Annotated in this window: 16 protein-coding genes; 7 read left to right on the top strand and 9 right to left on the bottom strand. The window is 67.6% G+C overall.

What is annotated here, in order from left to right; genetic code table 11:
* Positions 1 to 178: 178 nt before the first annotated feature.
* From ASE78_RS09750 to ASE78_RS09730, 5 genes are all read right to left on the bottom strand, one after another.
* A complete protein-coding gene (locus ASE78_RS09750) occupies positions 179 to 343 on the bottom strand; it encodes a hypothetical protein (protein WP_235514985.1) in 165 nt (54 codons plus the stop codon).
* A gap of 178 nt (positions 344 to 521) precedes the next feature.
* Positions 522 to 785, bottom strand: coding sequence for a hypothetical protein (locus ASE78_RS09745; RefSeq protein WP_055762647.1), 264 nt, complete (start codon positions 783 to 785; stop codon positions 522 to 524).
* 65 nt (positions 786 to 850) lie between these two features.
* Positions 851 to 2,314 (bottom strand): efflux transporter outer membrane subunit, encoded by a 1,464-nt coding sequence (locus ASE78_RS09740; RefSeq protein ID WP_321163091.1) that lies wholly within the window; start codon positions 2,312 to 2,314, stop codon positions 851 to 853.
* 17 nt (positions 2,315 to 2,331) lie between these two features.
* Positions 2,332 to 5,562: an efflux RND transporter permease subunit gene (locus ASE78_RS09735; RefSeq protein WP_056496184.1), complete on the bottom strand. Its 3,231-nt coding sequence runs from the start codon at positions 5,560 to 5,562 to the stop codon at positions 2,332 to 2,334.
* Between the two features lie 5 nt (positions 5,563 to 5,567).
* Complete coding sequence (locus ASE78_RS09730; RefSeq protein WP_056496181.1) at positions 5,568 to 6,764, bottom strand: efflux RND transporter periplasmic adaptor subunit; 1,197 nt, start codon at positions 6,762 to 6,764, stop codon at positions 5,568 to 5,570.
* Between the two features lie 179 nt (positions 6,765 to 6,943).
* Between ASE78_RS09730 and ASE78_RS09725 the strand changes: the two genes are divergently transcribed.
* Positions 6,944 to 7,546 (top strand): TetR/AcrR family transcriptional regulator, encoded by a 603-nt coding sequence (locus ASE78_RS09725; RefSeq protein WP_056496178.1) that lies wholly within the window; start codon positions 6,944 to 6,946, stop codon positions 7,544 to 7,546.
* Positions 7,547 to 7,613: 67 nt separating this feature from the next.
* Here the strand turns inward: ASE78_RS09725 and ASE78_RS09720 are convergent, their stop codons facing one another.
* The 4 genes from ASE78_RS09720 to ASE78_RS09705 are packed head-to-tail and all read right to left on the bottom strand — an operon-like array spanning position 7,614 to position 12,209.
* Entirely contained in the window at positions 7,614 to 8,132 is a 519-nt protein-coding gene (locus ASE78_RS09720; RefSeq protein ID WP_235514983.1) for a GNAT family N-acetyltransferase, read from the bottom strand.
* Positions 8,129 to 9,496, bottom strand: a complete 1,368-nt coding sequence (locus ASE78_RS09715; protein WP_056496172.1) for an efflux transporter outer membrane subunit — start codon at positions 9,494 to 9,496, stop codon at positions 8,129 to 8,131. Before ASE78_RS09715 ends, ASE78_RS09720 begins: the two co-directional genes overlap by 4 nt.
* Positions 9,493 to 10,641, bottom strand: coding sequence for an HlyD family secretion protein (locus ASE78_RS09710; protein WP_056496169.1), 1,149 nt, complete (start codon positions 10,639 to 10,641; stop codon positions 9,493 to 9,495). Before ASE78_RS09710 ends, ASE78_RS09715 begins: the two co-directional genes overlap by 4 nt.
* Complete coding sequence (locus ASE78_RS09705; RefSeq protein WP_200911022.1) at positions 10,638 to 12,209, bottom strand: MFS transporter; 1,572 nt, start codon at positions 12,207 to 12,209, stop codon at positions 10,638 to 10,640. Before ASE78_RS09705 ends, ASE78_RS09710 begins: the two co-directional genes overlap by 4 nt.
* Before the next feature lie 204 nt (positions 12,210 to 12,413).
* Between ASE78_RS09705 and ASE78_RS09700 the strand changes: the two genes are divergently transcribed.
* The 6 genes from ASE78_RS09700 (at position 12,414) to ASE78_RS09675 (ending at position 19,437) form a co-directional block, all read left to right on the top strand.
* Complete coding sequence (locus ASE78_RS09700) at positions 12,414 to 14,189, top strand: M14 family metallopeptidase (RefSeq protein ID WP_056496163.1); 1,776 nt, start codon at positions 12,414 to 12,416, stop codon at positions 14,187 to 14,189.
* Between the two features lie 49 nt (positions 14,190 to 14,238).
* Complete coding sequence (locus ASE78_RS09695; RefSeq protein WP_056496161.1) at positions 14,239 to 14,949, top strand: response regulator; 711 nt, start codon at positions 14,239 to 14,241, stop codon at positions 14,947 to 14,949.
* Between the two features lie 17 nt (positions 14,950 to 14,966).
* On the top strand, positions 14,967 to 16,283 hold the full coding sequence (locus tag ASE78_RS09690) for an ATP-binding protein (protein WP_056496524.1): 1,317 nt from the start codon (positions 14,967 to 14,969) through the stop codon (positions 16,281 to 16,283).
* Positions 16,284 to 16,384: 101 nt separating this feature from the next.
* Positions 16,385 to 17,080, top strand: a complete 696-nt coding sequence (locus tag ASE78_RS09685) for a carbonic anhydrase (RefSeq protein WP_055762675.1) — start codon at positions 16,385 to 16,387, stop codon at positions 17,078 to 17,080.
* Positions 17,081 to 17,212: 132 nt separating this feature from the next.
* Positions 17,213 to 18,802 (top strand): SulP family inorganic anion transporter, encoded by a 1,590-nt coding sequence (locus ASE78_RS09680; RefSeq protein ID WP_056496158.1) that lies wholly within the window; start codon positions 17,213 to 17,215, stop codon positions 18,800 to 18,802.
* Positions 18,799 to 19,437, top strand: a complete 639-nt coding sequence (locus ASE78_RS09675; RefSeq protein WP_055762681.1) for a carbonic anhydrase — start codon at positions 18,799 to 18,801, stop codon at positions 19,435 to 19,437. The genes ASE78_RS09680 and ASE78_RS09675 overlap by 4 nt, the downstream gene beginning before the upstream one ends.
* Positions 19,438 to 19,461: the final 24 nt, after the last annotated feature.

The following is a 19,461-nucleotide window of genomic DNA, read 5'->3' as shown; positions in this document are numbered from 1 at the left end:
CCCCGCCACTCGCGACCACGTTATCCAAGTATTGCAATACTTTGGCGTTGCCATCGTCGAACGTGCGCGAAGGTCAGTCCGCAACCACATCCATCCGCCACAATCTAACCACAAATCGCGTCACGAGTGTAAAGTTTGTAAACTTTGGCCACCGCGTCCCGGCACGGCCAAGTACCGGTCAGGCAGCGTTGGCGACCGGTTCCGGCTGGCCAACGCCTTGATCGGCATAGGCAATGTCGAGGTACAGGTTGGCCAGTTCGTAATGGGCGTGAACCACCTGGGCATGGTCGGCGCGCTGCGCCAGTTCCAGTTGCTGTTCCGCACGACGCACGAAGTAGGACATTTCGTCCGGGCCGATCAAAGACACGCTAACCTCTCGCGGGCGGTATCCGCCCTGTTTGACAATCGCCCGGTTCAACCGGACGTCGTATCAACGCCCGACCCCGGATCGGGGATGCCTGTCGCCGCAAATTCTGACGCGGTCATGACACCACCGGTCGCGGGATCGCGGCCGTTGGCGCTCAGATCCGCCGGTGCTTGCCGCCGTAGCGCCCGCCGATATAGGCACCCAGCCGGTCCATCTCGGATGCGGCGGCGACCACCGCATCGCTCTGGCACGGCAGCGGATCGCGCTCGCGATCGGCGGCGCGCATCGCCACCTTCGCCGCCAGATCCTCGATGTCGGCACGCGAGAGCAGGTTCTTCTCGCGCAGCAGGCAGAGCAGGCTCTGCAAGATCACCATGCTCTGTTCACCCACGGCATCGCGCGGTTCGATTCCAGCCATCGTTCCTCTCCTATATTATAGAGTGAGGATATGCCGATCGCCGCGCGATGCAAGGGGTGTGCCGTTTAGTTCAATCCACCCCCCAGCGTCCGGTACAGCGTGACGAGGTTGGTCGCCCGCGCCAGCCGGGTCTGCACCAGCGTCTGCCGCGCGGCATAGCTGGTCCGCTGCGAATCGAGCGTGGTCAGAAACGAATCGATTCCCGCGCGGTAGCGCGCGTCGGACAGCCGGGCAGCGGTGGTCGCGGCGGCGGCGCGCGCGGTCTGCGCCGACAGCCGCTCTCCGATCGTGCCCCGGGTCGCCAGCGCGTCGGCGACCTCGCGGAACGCGGTCTGGAGCGTATCCTCATAGGTGGCGACCGCGCCCAGTTGCTGCGCGCGCGCCACCTCGACGTTCGCCCTGCGCCGGCCACCGTCGAACAACGGCAGGCTGGCGGTCGGCGAGATCGAGAAATTCTCGGTCCCCGCGCCGAACAGCCCGCCGAGCGCGGTGCTGATCGTTCCCAGCGTCGCGGTCAGCGAGATCGTTGGGAACATCGCCGCCCGCGCCGCGCCGATATTGGCGTTGGCGGCATAGAGCTGCCGTTCGGCCTGCAACACGTCGGGCCGGCGCAGCAGCACCTGCGACGAAACGCCGGCGGGCAGGTCGGTCAGGATCGGGTCCTGCGCGCCCAGCGTCGTCGGCAATTGCTCGACCGGCACGGTGGTGCCGGCGAGCAGGTTGATCGCATTCTGGTCCTGCGCGATCTGCGCGGTCAGCGTGGCGATGTCGCTGCGGGCCTGCTGATAGTTGGTTTCGGCCTGCTGCACCTCCAGCTCGGAGATGACGCCGACGCGGAACTGCGCCCGCGTCAACTCCAGCGACCGGCCGAAACTGGCCAGCGTATCGCGCGAGATTTGCAACTGGTCCTGATCCGACGCCATCGTCAGCCACGCGGTCGCGATCTCGCCGACCAGCGCGATGCGGGCGGCGCGCTGCGCTTCCTCGGTCGCGAAATATTGCTGGAGCGCGGCTTGGCTGAGGTTACGGACCCGGCCGAACAGGTCGAGCTCGAACGCCGAGAAGCCGACCGACGCCTGATAGATTTCGAGATTGCCCGACGATTGCGCTGGCACCCCGCCGGCGGCACCGCCACTCGCGCCACCGGCGCCGGCACCACCCGCCCCGCCCAGCGCGCCGAACGGGTTGTTGGTATAGGTGACGCCACCGTTGACCGCGGTCGTCGGCACCCGGTCGGCGCGGGTGATGCGATATTGCGCGCGCGCCTGCAGCACGTTCGCCGCCGTCACGCGCAAGTCGCGGTTGTTCTCCAGCGCGGTGGCGATCACCGCCTGCAACCGGGGATCGGTGAAGAACTCGCGGTAGCCGATCTTCGTCACATCGGCCTGTTCCGGCCCCAGCGGCGGATAGGCCCCGCCTTGCGGCAGGGTCAGCGGGATCGCGCCGTCGGGCCGGACATTCTTGGGCGCGAGATTGCAGGCGGCCAGCGCGGTCGTCGCGCCGAGGATCGCCAGGGTACGCAGGGTCATCATATGCTTGCCCATGGTCATGCCTCCTGCGGCGCTTTGCCGCCGTCGGAGGCGTGGTTGCCGCCATCGGGTTCGATGTCACGATTGGCCGATTTTTCGTTCTTGCCGCCCTGATCCTTCCCGCCGTGTCCGAACAACCGGAGCACGACGACGAAGAACATCGGCACGAAGAAGATCGCGAGGATCGTCGCCGACAGCATGCCGCCCACCACCGCGCGGCCGATGGCGTTCTGCCCACCGGCACCGGCACCGGTCGACAGCGCGAGCGGCAGCACGCCGAAGATGAAGGCGAGCGACGTCATCAGGATCGGGCGAAGCCGCAGCTTCGCCGCCTCGATCGCCGCTTCCATCGGGCTCTTGCCGTCGCCCATCCGTTCCTCGGCGAATTCGACGATGAGGATCGCGTTCTTCGCCGACACGCCGATCGTGGTGATAAGGCCCACCTGGAGATAGATGTCGTTGTTCAGCCCGGTCAGCATCGCCGCCAGCAGCGCGCCGACGATGCCCAGCGGCACCACCAGCATGACCGAGATCGGCACCGACCAGCTTTCGTACAGCGCGGCGAGACACAGGAACACGATCAGCAGCGACAGCGCGTAGAGCGCCGGCGCCTGCCCGCCCGACAACCGCTCTTCGTACGACAGGCCGGTCCATTCGAGCGAGGTGCCCGGCGGCAGCTTGGCATGGATTTCCTCCATCGCCTTCATCGCCGCACCGGTGCTGGTGCCCGGCGCCGGCGCACCCTGTAGCTGCATCGCCGGCTGCCCGTTGTAGCGGGTGAGCTGTGCCGGTGCCTGCGTCCAGTTGACGGTGGAGAAGGCCGAATACGGAGCCATCTGTCCGTTCTCGCCGCGCACGAAGAAGGCACCAAGGTCTTCCGGGCGCTGGCGATAGGGTTCGTCCGCCTGGATATAGACCCGCTTCACCCGTCCGCGATCGATGAAGTCGTTGACGTAGGCCCCACCCCATGCGCTCGCGAGCGTGCTGTTGATCTGCCCCAGGTCGAGGCCGAGCGCGCGGGCCTTGTCCTGATCGATGTCGATCCTGAGCTGCGGCGCATCGTCGAGGCTGAGCGGACGCACCTGCGCCACCGCCTTGTTCTGCATCGACATACCGAGCATCATGTTGCGCGCGGCGACCAGCCGCTCATGCCCGATCCCGCCGGTATCGACCAACTGGAGATCGAAGCCGGTGGCGTTGCCCAGTTCCTGCACGGCAGGCGGCACGATCGCGAAGACCATCGCATCCTTATATCCCGACAGCGCTCCCATGGCGCGCCCGGCGATCGCCTGCGCACTGTTCTGCGCTCCCGGTCGTTCGGCCCAGTCCTTCAGCCGGACGAACGCCAGGCCGGTATTCTGCCCCTGCCCCGCGAACGAGAAGCCGTTGATGGTGAACACGCCGGTCACGCTGGCGGCTTCGTTCTTCAGGAAATGCTCGCGCACCTTGGTCAGCGCGACTTCGGTCCGCGCGGAGCTGGCACCCGAGGGTCCCTGCACCAGCACGACGACACCGCCCTGGTCCTCGTCCGGCAGGAAGCCCGACGGCAGCCGCACGAACAGCAGCACCATGACGGCGACGATGCCAGCATAGACGAGCATCGACCATTTCCAGCCGCGCGCGGTGCGCCCCACGCCCCGTTCGTACTTCTGGGTGCCCCGGTCGAAGGTCCGGTTGAACCAGTCGAAGAAGCGGTTGAAGAACCGGGCGATCGGGTTCCGGCTGGTGCTGTGGTGCTTGTCCGGGTCGTGCGGCTTCAGGATCGTGGCGCACAGTGCGGGCGTCAGGATCAGCGCGACCAGCACCGACAGCACCATCGCCGAGACGATCGTGATCGAGAACTGGCGATAGATGACGCCGGTCGACCCGCCGAAGAACGCCATCGGCAGGAACACCGCCGACAGGACCAGGCCGATGCCGACCAGCGCGCCGGTGATCTCGTCCATCGACTTGCGCGCGGCTTCCTTCGGGGACAGTCCTTCGGTCTGGATCAGGCGTTCGACGTTCTCGACGACGACGATCGCGTCATCGACCAGCAGGCCGATCGCCAGCACCATGCCGAACAGCGTCAGCGTGTTGATGGTGAACCCGGCCAGCGCCATGATGCCGAACGTGCCGAGCAGCACGACGGGCACCGCGATCGTCGGGATCAGCGTGGCGCGCCAGTTCTGGAGGAACAGGAACATCACGAGGAAGACGAGGACCACCGCCTCGACCAGCGTATGGATGACCTGTTCGATCGACAGCCGCACGAACGGCGTGGTGTCGAGCGGATAGATCACGTCGATCCCCGCCGGGAAATTCTTGCGAATTTCCTCCATCTGCTCCTTCACCGCATCGACGGTGCCCAGCGCATTCGCGCCGGGGGCCAGACGGACGCCGAAGCCGGCGCCCGGCTTGCCGTTCCACAGGGTCGAGAAGCCGTAGTTCTCGGCACCCAGTTCGACCCGGGCGACGTCGCTCAACCGGACGACCGCGCCGCCGACGCTGGTCTTCAGGCGGATGTTGCCGAACTGTTCGGGGGTTTGAAGCCGCGACTGGACCGATACCGTCGCGTTGAGCATCTGCTCCTTGGGCGCGGGCTGCGCGCCGAGCTGCCCGGCGGAAACCTGCGCATTCTGCGCCTGCACCGCCTGGGTCACGTCGGCCATGGTCAGCGCGTAATTGTTGAGCTTGAGCGGATCGACCCAGATGCGCATCGCATATTGCGATCCGAAAATCTGGAGTTCACCCACGCCGCTCACCCGGCTGATCGGGTCCTGGATCTGCGACGAGATGATGTCGGCGAGGTCGGACGCGCTCTTGCTGCCGTCCTGCGACACCAGGCCCACCACCAGCAGGAAGCTGGCGGAGGATTTCGCGACGCGGATGCCCTGCTGCTGCACTTCCTGCGGCAACAGCGGGGTCGCCGCCTGCAGCTTGTTCTGCACCTGCACCTGCGCGATGTCGGGATCGGTGCCCTGCTCGAACGTCAGCGTGATGGTGACGGTGCCCGCCGACGACGACGAGGACGAGAAATAGCGTAGATTATCGATGCCCTTGAGCTGCTGCTCGATGATCTGCGTCGTCGTGTTTTCCAACGTGGTCGCGTCCGCACCCGGATAGGTGGCGGAGATCGAGACCGCGGGCGGCGCGATCTCGGGGAACTGCGCGATGGGGAGCGAGCGGATGGCAAGGATGCCGAACAGCATCAGCCCGACGGCGATGACCCATGCGAAGATGGGTCGATCGATGAAATAGCGAGACATGGGGCTTATTTCGCCTGTGCCTGAGAAGCGGGCGCGCCGCCGGCCGGGGCCGCACCCTGCGGTGCCTGCCCCGCCGTCTGCGGCGTCCATGGATAGCCCTTGACGGGCGTGCCGGGCTGAAGGTTCATCGCGCCTTCGATGACGACCTTGTCACCGGGCTTCAGCCCGCCCGTCACCAGCCACGCATCACCGACCGTGCGGCTGGTGGTCAGCGGACGGGGGCTGAGCTTGCCGTCCTGCCCGATCACCATCGCCGTCGCATTGCCCTTGGGATCGCGGGTGACGGCGCGCTGCGGCACGAGGATGCCGTCGCCCTGCGTCCCTTCGACCAGTTCGGCGCGGACGTACATGCCCGGCAGCAGCAGCCCGCGCGGATTGGCGAAGACCGCGCGGATCACCTGAGTCCCCGTCGCCGGATCGACCGTCACGTCGGTGAAGCGCAGCGTCCCCTCGATCGGATAGGTGCTGCCATCCTCCAGCTTCAGCCGGACCCGTGACGCGGCGGCGCCGCGCGACAGGTCGCCGCCCATCAACTGCTGGCGCAGCTTCAGCACGTCGGCGCTCGACTGCTGAATATCGACATAGACCGGGTCGAGCCGCTGGATCGTCGTCAGCGCCTCGGTCTGCGCCGCCGAGACGAGCGCGCCGGTGGTCGATACCGACCGCCCGATCCGGCCGGAAATCGGCGCGGTGATGGTCGTGCGTGACAGGTCGATCTGCGCCTGACGGAGTGCTGCGCGCTGCGCTGCAATATCTGCCTCGGCCTGCTGCGCGGTGGTGGTCGCATTCTCGAATTCCTGGCGCGAGATCGCGTTGATCTTCACCAGTTCGCCATAGCGCCGCGCGAGATTGCGGGTCGATGCGATCGCCGCCTGCGCACGGGTCAGCGCCGCGCGGGCGCTCGCCACCGCTGCCTGATAGGGTGCGGGGTCGATCCGATACAGCGGCTGGCCACGGCGGACGTAATCGCCCTCCTGGAACAACCGCGCGAGGATCAGGCCGTTGACCTGCGGACGGACCTCGGACGTCTCGAACGCCGCCGTGCGGCCGGGAAGCTGCGTCGTCAGCGTCACCGGTTCGGTGCGCACGGTCACGAAGCCCACCTGCGGCGGCCCTTGCGGTGCCTGCTGCGGCTGCTGCTCACCCCCGCCGCAGGCCGAAAGAATGAGCGCCAGTGCCAATGGAGCCGTGCTTTTTTTCATGAACGTCCTCGACGGATGTGCTAAACAGTGAGTGATCGATCACTCACACATAGGCGGCGCGTACGCCGTCCCGGCGAATGAGGCAAGAGGTTGCAGGTGAATCTGACGTGAATTTGTTGCAGTGCGGTGCAGCGTGTCGGGCGAGCAAGGCGGCGGCCCGTCGCGAAAGGCTGGTTTCGGTGGCGCGACGGCTGTTCGCGGAGCAGGGGTTCCACGGTACCGGCGTGGCGCAACTCGCCGCCGAGTCGGGAATCAAGGTCGGGCAGATCTATCGCGACTTCGCCGACAAGGAGGCGATCGTCGCCGAGATCGTCGAGAGCGACCTTGCGACCTTTCTGCATGAGGCCGATCTCGACCGGGCGATCGAGGCCGGCGACATTCCCGCGATCCGGCACTGGCTGCACGTCTTCGCCCGTTGCGAGGGGCCGAGCGATTCGCGGGCGCTGGTGCCCGAGATCATCGCCGAAGCGGCGCGCAACGATCGCATCGCCGCCATCGCGCATGCCATCAACGCGCGGGTCAAACATGCGTTGTTCCGCGCCATCGCCGCGCTGGCCCCCGATCCCGATCATGCCGAGCGCCGCGCGCAACTGGCCGACCTGATCCTGACGATCGGCGCGGGGTTGATGCACCGCCGGATCGCGGACGCCGAATTCGACGAAGCCGCCACCCGCCGCCGGATGGTCGCCATCGTCGAACGGGCGGTCGACACGCTGACCGACGAAACGCCATACCCGATCCTCCAAAGGGAGGATTGCACTTTGTCGGCAGAGGGCTACTAAGGGGGAACGCACTCCCTTGCGTATCGATGCCAAGGCCCGTCCGACCCGCCGTCGGACGGGCCTTGTGCTATCTGGCGAGCGCACGGTCGAGCACCACGAAATACAGGTCGCGGGTCCGGGGCAAGCCGAAGCGCGGATCGTCGAGCGGAAACGGCCGTGTCCCGCCGGTACGGCGATAGCCCTGCCGTTCATACCATGCGATCAGTTCGCCGCGCTGGGCGATGACCGTCATCTCCATCACGCCGGCCCCCGCCGCCGCCGCGGCATGTTCGGCCGCCGCGACCAGCGCGCGCCCGGTGCCGCCGCCCTGCAGGTCCGGCCGGACCGCGAGCATCCCTAGCGCTGCGCGCCCATCCGGCAGAAACGACAGCGCGACGCAGCCGATCATCCTGCCCTCCGCCTCGGCGACCAGCATCCGCCGCGCCGGATCGCCGACCAGTTCGCTCAGCGCGGCGCGATCGGTCCGCTGGCCATCCAGCAGATCGGCCTCGTGCGTCCAGCCGGTGCGGGCCGAGTCGCCCCGGAACGCCGCCTCGACGAGATCATGCAGCGCCGCAATGTCGTCGATCGTCGCGACGCGGATCATGGCACCGCCCCCCATCCACCGCCCATCGCCTGATACAGCGCGACCAATGCGTTCAACCGGTCGGCGCGCACCTGTTCGAGCGACAGTTCGACGCTGAACAGCGCCCGCTGCGCATCCAATTGTTCGAGATACGGGCTGTAGCCGGCGCGGTAGCGGTTGGTCGCATGGCGCAACGCCTCGGCGGTGGCGGTACGTTGCGTCTCCAGCGCGCGGGCCTGCGCGGCGAGGCGGTCGACGCCGGCCAGCGCATCCTCCACCTCGCGGAATGCGGTCAGCACGGTACGCTGATAGGCGAACGCCGCCTGATCGCGCCGTGCCGCCGCCGCGTCGAGGTTGCCGCGCAACTGTCCGCCGCGGAACAGCGGGGCAAGGATGCTCGCCCCGATCGACCAGATACCGACCGGATTGGGCAGCGCGCTCGACAGCACCTCGCCGGTCGATCCGGTCAGCCGCAGCGCCGGCAGGAACTGCGCACGCGCCGCCGCCAGACTCGCATCGGTCGCCGCTAGCGCCGCCTCGGCCTGGGCGATGTCGGGCCGGCGGCGCAACAGGTCGGACGGCAGGCCAGCGGGGACGGGTGGCGGCACCAGCCGATCGAGCACCAGCCCGCGCGCGATCAGGCGCGGCGGCGTGGCCGTAAGCAGCGACAGCGCATCCTCCTGTCGCCGGGCGAGCAGTTCGAGTTGCGGCAGCGTCTGGGTGACGCCGGCATATTCGGCTTCGGCCTGCCGCAGTTCAAGCTGCGAGGTATAGCCCGCCTGCGCCCGCGACCGCGCGATCCGCAACGCTTCGCCGCGCGAGGCGATCGTGGCACGGACCGTCGCGATCCGGGCATCGAGGCCGCGCAACGTCACATAGCCGCTGGCGGTGGCCGCCGCGACCGAGAGCCGCGTCGTATCGGTGGCGGCGGCGGCGGCATTGCCCGACAGGCGCGCGGCGGCGATCTGGTTCGAGATTCGCCCGAACAGATCGACCTCGTACGACGACTGGAACACCGGCTGGAGCGAGGTGCCGGTACTCGCCCGGCCCAGTGCGTTCAAGGCACGCTGTTCGGTCAGGCCGACGCCGACGTCGAGCGTCGGGAACCGCGCGGCCCGCGCCACCCCTTCCTGCGCGCGTGCTTCCGCCACCCGCGCGGCGGCAATGGCAATGTCGGGATTGTTGGCGAGCGCCGCCGTCACCAGCCGGGTCAGTTCGGGATCGCCGAACCCCTCCCACCAGCGCGCGTCGATCGCGGCCGTGGCGGGAAAGGTCGTACGCCATGCGGGCGGTGCCACCACCCCCGCCCCGGCGGGCGGTGGCCGGTCGGGTGGCGTGCAGCCGGCGAGCGCCAGCATCGCCAGCAAGGGCAGGCGGCGGTTCATCGCGCCGCCGGCGATGGACCGCCGCCGGTATCGACCCGGGCCTCCACCGACATGCCCGGGCGCAGCCGCGCGAACAGCGGATCGTTCCGGTCGATCGCGATGCGCACCGGGATCCGCTGCGCGACCTTCACGAAATTGCCGGTGGCGTTGTCGGCGCGGATCACCGCGAATTCATTGGCGGCGGCGGGTGCGATCCGCTCCACCCGCCCACGCAGTTCGGCGCGATCGAGCGCGTCGACCCGGATCGTTGCGGGCTGTCCGGCGGCCATGCGCGCGGTCTGCGCCTCCTTGAAATTCGCCGTGACCCAGACGGCGGGCGGCACGAGGAACATCAGTTGCGTCCCCGCCGTGACATATTGGCCGAGCCGCACGCCGACCTCGCCCAGCCGCCCGTCCTGCGGCGCGCGGATGACGGTGTTGGCAAGATCGATCTGCGCCAGCCGTACCGTCGCCTGTGCATTCTCGACCGCCGCCTGCAATCCGCCGCGACCCACCTCGACGGTGCGGACCTGTTCCTGCGCGACGCTGCGCTGCGCCTGTGCCTGCGCGACGCCGGCCTGCGCCGCGCGCAGCGCCGCCAGCGTCTGGTCGCGTTCGCGCAGCGACACCGATCCCTCGCGCACCAGATCGTCGACCCGCGCCATGTCCGCCTGCGCCCGCGCCAGTTGCGCCTGCGCGTTCTGGACGGCGGCGGCCTGTCCGCCCAGACTCGCCTCGCTCGACCGCTCGCTCTGGCGCGAATTGGCGAGGTTCGCGCGCTGCGCCGCCAGTTGCGCCAGCGCCTGATCGACCCGCTGGCGATAGATGCGATCGTCGATCCGCGCGAGGACCTGTCCGGCGCGCACCTGTTCGAAATCGCGGACCAGCACGTGCGTCACATAGCCGTTCACCTGCGGCGCGATCACCGTCGTCTGGCCGCGGACATAGGCGTTGTCGGTCGCCTGCACCCGGCTGACGAACGGCCACAGCCCCCAGGCATAGAGCGCCAGCGCGACCCCGCCCAGCAATAGTGCGACGAAGCCGAGCGTCGAGCGCAGGCTGCCGCGCGGCGGTGCCCAGCCCCGGGCACGCGCCGGTTCGACGGGAATCTCGACCGGGTCGGCGAGGCGTTGCGCGTCGTCGCGCGGTATCTGGGTATCGGTCATGAGGATTGCTGCTGCCGCATGCGTTGCACCGCCGCCAGATCGGCCGCGAGCGGGTTTTCCCCGCGCAGCCGGAAGCGCAGCCACAGCGCGCCGAGCCAGACGACGACCATGGCGGACAGGATCGCGACGGCAAGGAACACATCGTTGAACGCGAGGATATTGGCCTCGCGCGTCACCTGTTGCGCCAGCAGCGACGTGCCGGTTCCTTGTCGCAGCACCGGATCGCCCTGCACCCGCGCATAGGCCCCGCCCAGTTGCTGAATGCGCTGCACGACGACCGGATCGGTCAGGGTGAGCGACTGGACCAGCTCGAACGAATGATATTTCTCGCGCACGATCTGGAACGACCCGAGCAGCGCGGTGCCGGCGAGGCCACCCAGCGTCTGGGTGATGCCGAACAGCGCCGAGAAGCTGACGATATGCGTGGTGCCCCGCGCCAGCGCGCGGAAGATGCCGATCATCAGCATCGGCCCGAGGAAATACAGCGCGGCGAAGGCGATGATGGTTTGGCTGAGATACAGGCTGGAGGGCCGGGTGAGGTTGGTCGAATCCGAATCCATCCATGCGCCGATGCCGATCAGCGCGACCGCGATCACCACCGGCTTGTAGAGATCGGCCATGTTCAGCGTCTTGAGGCCGACGATCAGCCCGGCGAGCGACCCCAGCACCATGCACAGGCTGAGCGTCACCAACTGGTCGTTGCCCATGCCGACGACGCTCAGCAATCCGACCGTGCCATAGGTCTGCTCGGACAGCAGGATGCGCAACGAAGCCGCGACGATGCCGAAGCGGATGATGTTGCGCCCGAGCATCCAGCGGGTGTTGAGCAGCGGATTGACGCGATTATGCTCGATCAGCAGCGCCGCGCCGATTAACGGGATGGCAGCGGCGGTGGCGTAGCCCAGCCACGGCGTCGACCACCACTGGATACGCCCCTGCACCAGCACCGCGCACAGCAGCGCGACGCCGGGCGCGAACAGCGCGAAGGTGAGGAAATCGATCCGCTCGAACGCCGGGGTGCGTTCGGACGGCGGCAGGCGCAGCAGCGCGACCGCGCCGAGGCACATCAGCGTCAGCCCCAGTTCGAACCAGAACAGCGCTTCGATCCGCCCATCGGCCAGCAGCAGCGGCGACAGCGTGCGTGCGAGCGGCAGCGCGATCTGCGACGCGGCGAAGCCGATAATCATTCCCGACAGCCGCGCGGCGGCGGGCAGCGCCTGCATGATATACAGGAAACACAGCGTCGTGAGCGCACTGGCGACGATGCCCGACGCGCCGCGCACGATGAGTTGCACGCCGAAGCTGTGAACGATCAACTGGAGCACGTTGAGGACAAGAAAGGCGCTGAGGAACACGCGGGTGAAGCGCTGCATCCCGAATTGCTGGCGGAACTTGATGAGCAGCATCGACATGCAGACGCTGGTCATCGACGAGATCGCGGTCAGCCACCCGCCCTGCACCTGGCTGAGCCCGAGCGATCCCTGGATCTGCGGCAGGTTGGCGAGCAGCAGCGCATTGCTGAACCCGCCGGTCAGCCCCAGCAGGATGCCGATCGCGAAATAGCCCACACGCCGCGCAAACGGATGGTCGGGCGTTGCGGGCGATCCGGGCAGAAACGGCCGTTCATGCGGCTTGAATTGATAGGCCGAGGCGATTGCCGTGGCTCCGAATGGTCGATGTTCCCCGCGCAATAACTTGTAACAAATGACTTCGTTCCGCACCGGTAATGGATCGCGGCTGGCGTCACTCGCTGCTTCGGCTACGATCGGTCCATGATCCGTCAATTCTGTATCGCGCTGCTCGCTGCATCCGCCGCCTCTGCCCAGCCCGCGCTCGAAGCGCCGTTGCCGTCCGTCCGGCCGTGGCATGGCAAAAGCGAGACGCTGATCGTCAGGCCTGGCGACCCGTGGATCACCCCCGCCGAGGCGGCCGCGTTCGACACCACCCCCGATTACGCCGCGACGCGGGGCTGGCTCGACCGGCTGGTGGCGGCATCGCCGCTGCTGTCGATCGAGACGTTTGGCCGCAGCGCGCAGGGGCGCGACCTGTACTATGTCCGCGCGCGCAAGGGTGGTCCGACACCCAAGCCGGTCGTGCTGGTGCAGGCGGGCATCCATGCCGGCGAGATCGACGGCAAGGACGCCGGCCTCATGCTGCTGCGCGACATCGCGCTTCGCGGGAAGGACCGTCTGCTCGACAAGGTCGATCTGGTGTTCCTGCCGATTTACAACGTCGACGGGCACGAGCGATCAGGTCCGTGGAACCGCCCGAACCAGCGCGGCCCACGCGACATGGGCTGGCGGACGACCGCGCAGAACCTCAATCTCAACCGCGACTATCTGAAGGCCGACGCGCCCGAGACGCGGGCGATGATCGCGCTGATCCGGCGGCTCGATCCGGTCCTCTATCTCGACCTGCACGTCACCGACGGGATCGATCATCGCTACGACGTGACCTATGCCTTTTCCGGCTGGCGCGGCTATGGCGCGCGCTCGGCGGCGATCGGGCAGGTGCTCGACCGGCAGCTCCGCCCGGCGATGGACGCAGCACTGGTCCGCGCCGGCCATACGCCGGGCTATTACGTCAGCACGATCGACAATCGCGCCCCCGAAAAGGGCATGACCCAGGACGTCGACACGCCGCGCTTCTCGACCGGCTATGGCGACACCGCGCATATCCCGACGCTGCTGGTCGAGACGCATTCGCTCAAACCCTACCGCCAGCGCGTGCTCGGCACCTATGTGTTCGTCGAGGAGGCCCTCCGCTTCGCGGGCGACCGGGGCAGCGACCTGCGCGCGGCGATCGACCGCGATCGTGCCGCGCGGCCGACCACCCTGACCGCGACATGGAAGCCGAACCCGGTGCCGCTCTATTCGGTCGACTTCCTCGGATTGGCGCACGACAGCTATCGCTCGCCCGCCTCCGGTCGCGACGAACTGCGCTGGCTGTCCAGACCGGTGACGTTCAGGATGCCGGTGTTCGGCAGCCTGCCCGACAAGGTGGTGCAACTGCCGCGCGCATGGTGGGTGCCGGCCACCCTGCCGCACGTCATCGACCTGTTGCGGCTGCATGGCGTGACGATGGAGCCGGTGAGCGCGCCCGTCACCCGCCCGCTCGACATGGCGCGCGCCGCCAACCCGAAACTTAGGCCGGCGAGCGAGGGGCATGTTCCGCTCGACGCCACGATCGTCCATGAGAACCGGCGCGAGACGATGCCCGCCGGATCGGTCCGCGTTCCCGCCGATCAGCCGCTGGGCCTGCTCGCCGCCTATCTCCTCGAACCCGAAAGCGGGGAAGGCGTGCTGGCATGGAACCTGGCGCCGGCCATGCTCCAGCGCACCGAATATATCGAAGGCTATGCCATCGCCCCGCTCGCCGACCGGATGCTGGCGAACGATCCCGCGCTCCGGGCCGCGTTCGAGGCGAAACTGGCCGCCGATCCCGCCTTCGCCGCCGATCCGACGGCACGGCTGCAATGGTTCTATGCCCGCACGCCCTATTACGACGAACGCTATCTACTGTATCCGATCGGGCGCGAGGTGAATTGACCTTGATGGCCCACGTCCCTAGCCCACGCGACATGACGAGTTTGCCCGCATGACCGCCCCGTCCATCATCGTCGTCGAGGACGATCCCGCGCTGCGCACCCTCACCGCCCGCGCGTTGCAGGAAAACGGCTATCTCGTGCGCACCTGCTCGGCCGCGCCCGAGATGTGGCTGGCGCTCGAACAGGGGCCGGTCGATCTGATCCTGCTCGACATCATGCTGCCGGGCACCAGCGGCATCGACCTGTGCCGCCAGATCCGCCAGACCAGCGCGGTGCCGATCATCTTCGTCTCGGCCAAGGGGAGCGAGGTCGACCGTGTCATCGGCCTCGAACTGGGGGCCGACGATTATCTGCCCAAGCCGTTCGGCACGCGCGAGCTGATCGCCCGCGTCCGCGCCGTGCTGCGCCGGGGCGAACTGAACGCGCAGACGACGCAGCGCGAGGAGGGCATCTATACCTTCGAAGGCTGGACCGCGAACCTGCCGCGGCGCGAGCTGACCTCGCCGACCGGCGCGTCGGTCGACCTGACCGGGGCGGAATTCGACCTGCTGGTCGTGCTGCTCGACCATGCGCAGCGGGTGATCGCCCGCGAACGGCTGATCGAGCTGTCGCGCACCCGGCTCGGCGACAGTTCGGACCGCAGCATCGACGTCCTCATCAGCCGGCTGCGCCGCAAGCTGTCGACCGCCGGCGCCACCCCGCCGATCGTGACGGTGCGCGGCGTCGGCTATATGCTGAACGTGCCGGTCGAGCGGCGGTGAAACGCACCCTGCCGGCGATGCCGTTCGGGTTGATCGGGCGGATCGTCGCGATCCTGCTGCTGACGATCGTCATCGAATTCGGCGTCTCGGTCCTGCTCTACGAACGCGCCAGCCAGTTTTCGGTACGCGATGACGAGGCGCGGCGGCTGGCCGAGCATCTGGTGATCGCGCGGCGGATCGTCGACGAACGCGCCATCGCCGAACGGCCGGGGATGGCCGCCGAACTGACCACCGAACGCTATGCCGTCCAGTGGCGGCCGACCCTCCCCGCCCTGCCCGTGCGCGGCACCGAGTTGCGCGAGATGGAACAGCAGGTGCTGGCATGGGAACCGACGCTCGCCGACACCGGGCTGCACCTGACGCTGGCGTCGCCCGGCGGGCGATCGGTCGTCACCGGCGTGCTGCGGCTGGATGACGGGAGCTGGCTGTATTTCCGCACGCTGGAGCCGCTCCGCGCCTTCGATCTGGCGCTCGGGCGCATCCTGCTCGCGCTGATCCCGGCGATCGCGTTGATGGTCGCGGGCGGGCTGTTGATCCGCCGGACGCTGCGGCCGATGCGGCAACTGGCCGATGCGGTCGATCGCTTCGGCGCGGGCGGTGCCGCCGCGCTGCCGCCGGTCGAGGAGGCGGGACCGGGCGAGGTCCGCCGGCTGGTGGTGGCGTTCAACGGATTGCAGGCGCGCATCCACCGGTTGATCGAGGATCGCACCCGCGCGCTGGCGGCGGTCGGCCATGACCTGCGCACCCCGCTCGCCCGGCTGCGGCTGCGCACCGATGCGATCGCCGATCGCCAGGTGCGCACCACGGTGCAGAATGATCTGGCCGAAATGGAGGCGATGGTCCTCTCGCTGCTCGCCTTCCTCGGCGGGGAGGGGGAGCCGGAAAAGCCGACACTGGTCGACATCGCCGTGCTGTGCGCCAGCATCGTCGACGACGCGACCGATCACGGCCATGACGCCAGCTATCACGGCCCCGACCATTGCGAACGGGTCGTGCGCCGGTCCAACTTCCGCCGCGCGGTCATCAATCTGGTCGAGAATGCGATCCATTACGGCGGCAGCGCGCGGCTCACGCTGGTGCGCGAGGCGGATGTCACCATCGTCCGGGTCGAGGACGACGGCCCGGGTATCCCCGAGGAATCGCTCGGCCATGTCCTCGAACCGTTCGTGCGGCTGGACACCGCGCGCAAGCGCGACACGGTCGGCTTCGGCCTTGGCCTGTCGATCGTCGCCCGCGCGGTCGAGGCGGAGGGTGGACGGCTCGAACTCGCCAATCGCGACGGGGGCGGGTTGTGCGTTGCAATCGTGCTTCCTGCCGCAGTGCAGCGGCAATAATTCGTTACACGGCCGTCGAACGCAGCAATTATCTTGGCCGTATACGCTGATCTCGACCGGCATGGCTGCGGCCCATGCCCTCTGGATTGGGAACAAGCGATATGAACGACGTCATTGGCCGGGTCTTCGGATTCGAAAAGGACGTGTTCGGCACCGATGCCGACCTTTATTCAAAGCTGGCGACCGATGGGCAGAGCCCCAAGGTGCTGATGATCTCGTGTTCGGATTCGCGCGTCGTTCCCGAACATATCCTCCAGGCGAAGCCGGGCGACGTGTTCGTCATCCGCAACGCCGGCAACATCGTCCCCCCCTTCACCCAGCAGAACGGCGGCACGACCTCCACGGTCGAATATGCGGTCGCGGTGCTCGGCGTCACCGACATCATCGTATCGGGCCATTCGGGCTGCGGCGCGATGGGCGCGCTGATGAAGCCGGAGACGCTGGCAGGCCTGCCGAGCGTCGCGGCGTGGCTGCGCCACAGCCATGCTGCCCATTCGGTCGTCTCGCACAGCTATCCCGATCTTGACGATCAGGCCGCGGTCCGCGCCGCCAGCCTCGAGAACGTCGTGGTGCAGATCTCGCACCTGCGCACCCATCCCGCCGTCGCCTCGCGCATCGCCAAGGGTGATCTGACGCTGCACGGCTGGTTCGTCGACATCCATGCCGGGGTGATCCTCGCGCTCGACGGCGAAACCGGCCGGTTCGCGCCGATCAACGAAGATCGCCCGCTGCCGGTGGCGTTGCCCGCCGCGAAGCGGCTGGCCGCCGATTTCTATACGGCCGAAGCTGCCGAATAAGCCGTTCCCGCATGTCCGGCGGGGCGATTCTTCCCTCCCCCGTCCCGTCGGCCTAGCGGGTTCCGCGCCGGCCATGCTTCCCCCGAGGCATGGCCGGCGCACCCCGTTCAACCACAAGGCATCCCTGCCGCCATGTCGCAACCATCCCTGATCGCCAATCTTCGGCAGGATTTGCCGGCGTCGATCGTCGTCGCGCTCGTCGCGCTGCCCCTCTGCCTCGGCGTCGCGCTGGCGTCGGGCGCGCCGTTGTTTTCCGGGCTGATCTCCGGGATCGTCGGCGGCATCGTCGTCGGTGCGCTGTCGAAATCGCCGTTGTCGGTCAGCGGCCCCGCCGCCGGCCTGACCGTGATCGTGCTCGACGCGATCACCCGCCTCCCCTCGTTCGAGGCGTTCCTGCTCGCGGTGATGCTCGCCGGCATCCTCCAGGTGCTGCTGTCCTTTTCGCGGTCGGGCGTGCTTGGCGAATTCGTGCCGTCGTCGGTCATCACCGGCATGCTGGCGGCGATCGGCCTGATCCTGATCTTGAAGCAGGTGCCACACGCGATCGGCTATGACGGCGATCCGGGCGGCGACTTCGCCTTCCGGCAGGACGACGGGCGCAACACCTTCAACACCATCATCTTCGTGCTGCGCGAACAGGTGGTCTGGGGCGCGGCGGTCATCGCCGCGATCAGCCTTGCCTTCCTGTTCTGGTGGGAAAAGGCGAAGCCCAGCGACGGTTTCCTGAAATTCATTCCCGGCCCGCTGGTCGTCGTGGTCGGATCGGTCGCGCTCAACGCGCTGTTCGGGTTGGTCGCGCCGGCGTTGCAGGTCAAGCCGACCCATCTGGTCAGCGTGCCGATCGCCGAGAGTCTTGGCGGGTTCGTCAAGCTGTTCAGCTTCCCCGACTTCGGCCAGATCGGCAATGCGACGGTATGGACCGTGGCGGTGACGCTCGCGATCGTCGCCAGCCTCGAATCGCTGTTGTCGGTCAAGGCGGTGGACGAGATCGACCCCAAGCGTCGCGTGACCGACAAGAACCACGAACTGCTGGCGCAGGGTGGCGGCAACATCATCTCCGGCCTGATCGGCGGCCTGCCGGTCACGTCGGTGATCGTGCGGTCGTCGGCCAACGTCGGTGCCAACGCCGCGTCCAAGATGTCGACGATCCTGCACGGTAGCTGGCTGCTGCTGTCGGTGCTGCTGATCCCGGTGCTGCTCAACCTCATCCCGCTGTCGGCACTGGCGGCGGTGCTGATCCAGACCGGGTACAAGCTGACCAAGCCCGAGCTGTTCGTGAAGCGCTGGAAGCAGGGCTATACCCAGTTCGTCCCGTTCGTCGTGACCGTGGTGGCGATCCTGTTCACCGATCTGCTCAAGGGCATCGTGATCGGTCTCGTCATCGGCTTCGTGTTCGTCATCGCGCGCAATTTCCGCCCGGCGGTGACGTTCGTGCAGGACGGCGAAGGCCCGGGGGCAAGCTGCATGGTGCGCGCCAAGCGCAACCTGTACTTCATCCACAAGGTCGAACTGACCCGCGAACTCGACAAGGTGCCCGACGACTGCACCGTGGTGATCGACCTGTCGGCGACCAGCTATGTCGATCTCGACAATATCGACATCATCAACGGCTTCATCAAGAATGCCCAGTATCGGGGCGTCAACGTGCTGGTCCGCGGCGACATCGGTGAAAAGACCGCGCCGCAGATCAAGGCGCCGCGCAAGGAGGTCGCCTACGCATGAGGGAATACAAACACCTGCTGCTCGCCAACAAGGCATGGGCGTCGGAAAAGCTGGAGGAGAACCCCCGGTATTTCACGCGCCAGACGCAAGGCGAACAACCCGATTTCCTATGGATCGGGCCATCGGACAGCCGCGTCGCGCCCGACCAGTTGACCAATGCCCAGCCGGGCGAGATGCTGATGCACCGCAACATCGCCAATCTGATCGATCCGAACGACCAGAATCTGATGTCGCTGGTGCAATATGCGGTCGAAACCGTCGGGGTGCGCCACATCATCGTCTGCGGTCATTATGGCTGCGGCGGCGTCGAAACCGTGCTGTCGGGCGAGGTCGACGGCCATATCGACGACTGGCTCAACATCCTGCGCGACGTGATCCGCGACCACCGCGATGAACTCGACGGCCTGCCCGCCGGCGAGTTGCGCAGCAACCGGCTGGTCGAACTGAACGTCCGCGACCAGTTGGTGAAGCTGGCCCGGACCGATGTGATCCAGAACGCCTTTGCATCGGGCAAGCCGCTCGAACTGCACGGCTGGATCTATGATCTGCGCGACGGGCTGCTCAAGCCGCTGATGGAGATCGACGCGACGACGCCGCTGGCGGCGGTGCCGGTGCCGGAAAAGGTGCTGACCTAAGCGAACGGCTCCCCCCTTCCGGGG

It is taken from the genome of Sphingomonas sp. Leaf25 (assembly GCF_001421635.1).
Taxonomy (GTDB): Bacteria; Pseudomonadota; Alphaproteobacteria; order Sphingomonadales; family Sphingomonadaceae; genus Sphingomonas.
The sequence above is the reverse complement of the archived record's forward strand: the minus strand, read 5'-3'. Positions and strand labels throughout refer to the sequence as shown.

Bases quoted from the DNA above. Each gene is read 5' to 3' on its own strand.
- ASE78_RS09680 (WP_056496158.1), top strand. From the start codon at position 17,213: ATGTCGCAACCATCCCTGATCGCCAATCTTCGGCAGGATTTGCCGGCG.
- ASE78_RS09735 (WP_056496184.1), bottom strand. From the start codon at position 5,562: ATGTCTCGCTATTTCATCGATCGACCCATCTTCGCATGGGTCATCGCC.
- ASE78_RS09685 (WP_055762675.1), top strand. From the start codon at position 16,385: ATGAACGACGTCATTGGCCGGGTCTTCGGATTCGAAAAGGACGTGTTC.
- ASE78_RS09700 (WP_056496163.1), top strand. From the start codon at position 12,414: ATGATCCGTCAATTCTGTATCGCGCTGCTCGCTGCATCCGCCGCCTCT.
- ASE78_RS09750 (WP_235514985.1), bottom strand. From the start codon at position 343: ATGTCCTACTTCGTGCGTCGTGCGGAACAGCAACTGGAACTGGCGCAG.
- ASE78_RS09690 (WP_056496524.1), top strand. From the start codon at position 14,967: ATGCCGTTCGGGTTGATCGGGCGGATCGTCGCGATCCTGCTGCTGACG.
- ASE78_RS09715 (WP_056496172.1), bottom strand. From the start codon at position 9,496: ATGAACCGCCGCCTGCCCTTGCTGGCGATGCTGGCGCTCGCCGGCTGC.
- ASE78_RS09730 (WP_056496181.1), bottom strand. From the start codon at position 6,764: ATGAAAAAAAGCACGGCTCCATTGGCACTGGCGCTCATTCTTTCGGCC.
- ASE78_RS09695 (WP_056496161.1), top strand. From the start codon at position 14,239: ATGACCGCCCCGTCCATCATCGTCGTCGAGGACGATCCCGCGCTGCGC.
- ASE78_RS09710 (WP_056496169.1), bottom strand. From the start codon at position 10,641: ATGACCGATACCCAGATACCGCGCGACGACGCGCAACGCCTCGCCGAC.
- ASE78_RS09740 (WP_321163091.1), bottom strand. From the start codon at position 2,314: ATGACCCTGCGTACCCTGGCGATCCTCGGCGCGACGACCGCGCTGGCC.
- ASE78_RS09675 (WP_055762681.1), top strand. From the start codon at position 18,799: ATGAGGGAATACAAACACCTGCTGCTCGCCAACAAGGCATGGGCGTCG.
- ASE78_RS09745 (WP_055762647.1), bottom strand. From the start codon at position 785: ATGGCTGGAATCGAACCGCGCGATGCCGTGGGTGAACAGAGCATGGTG.
- ASE78_RS09720 (WP_235514983.1), bottom strand. From the start codon at position 8,132: ATGATCCGCGTCGCGACGATCGACGACATTGCGGCGCTGCATGATCTC.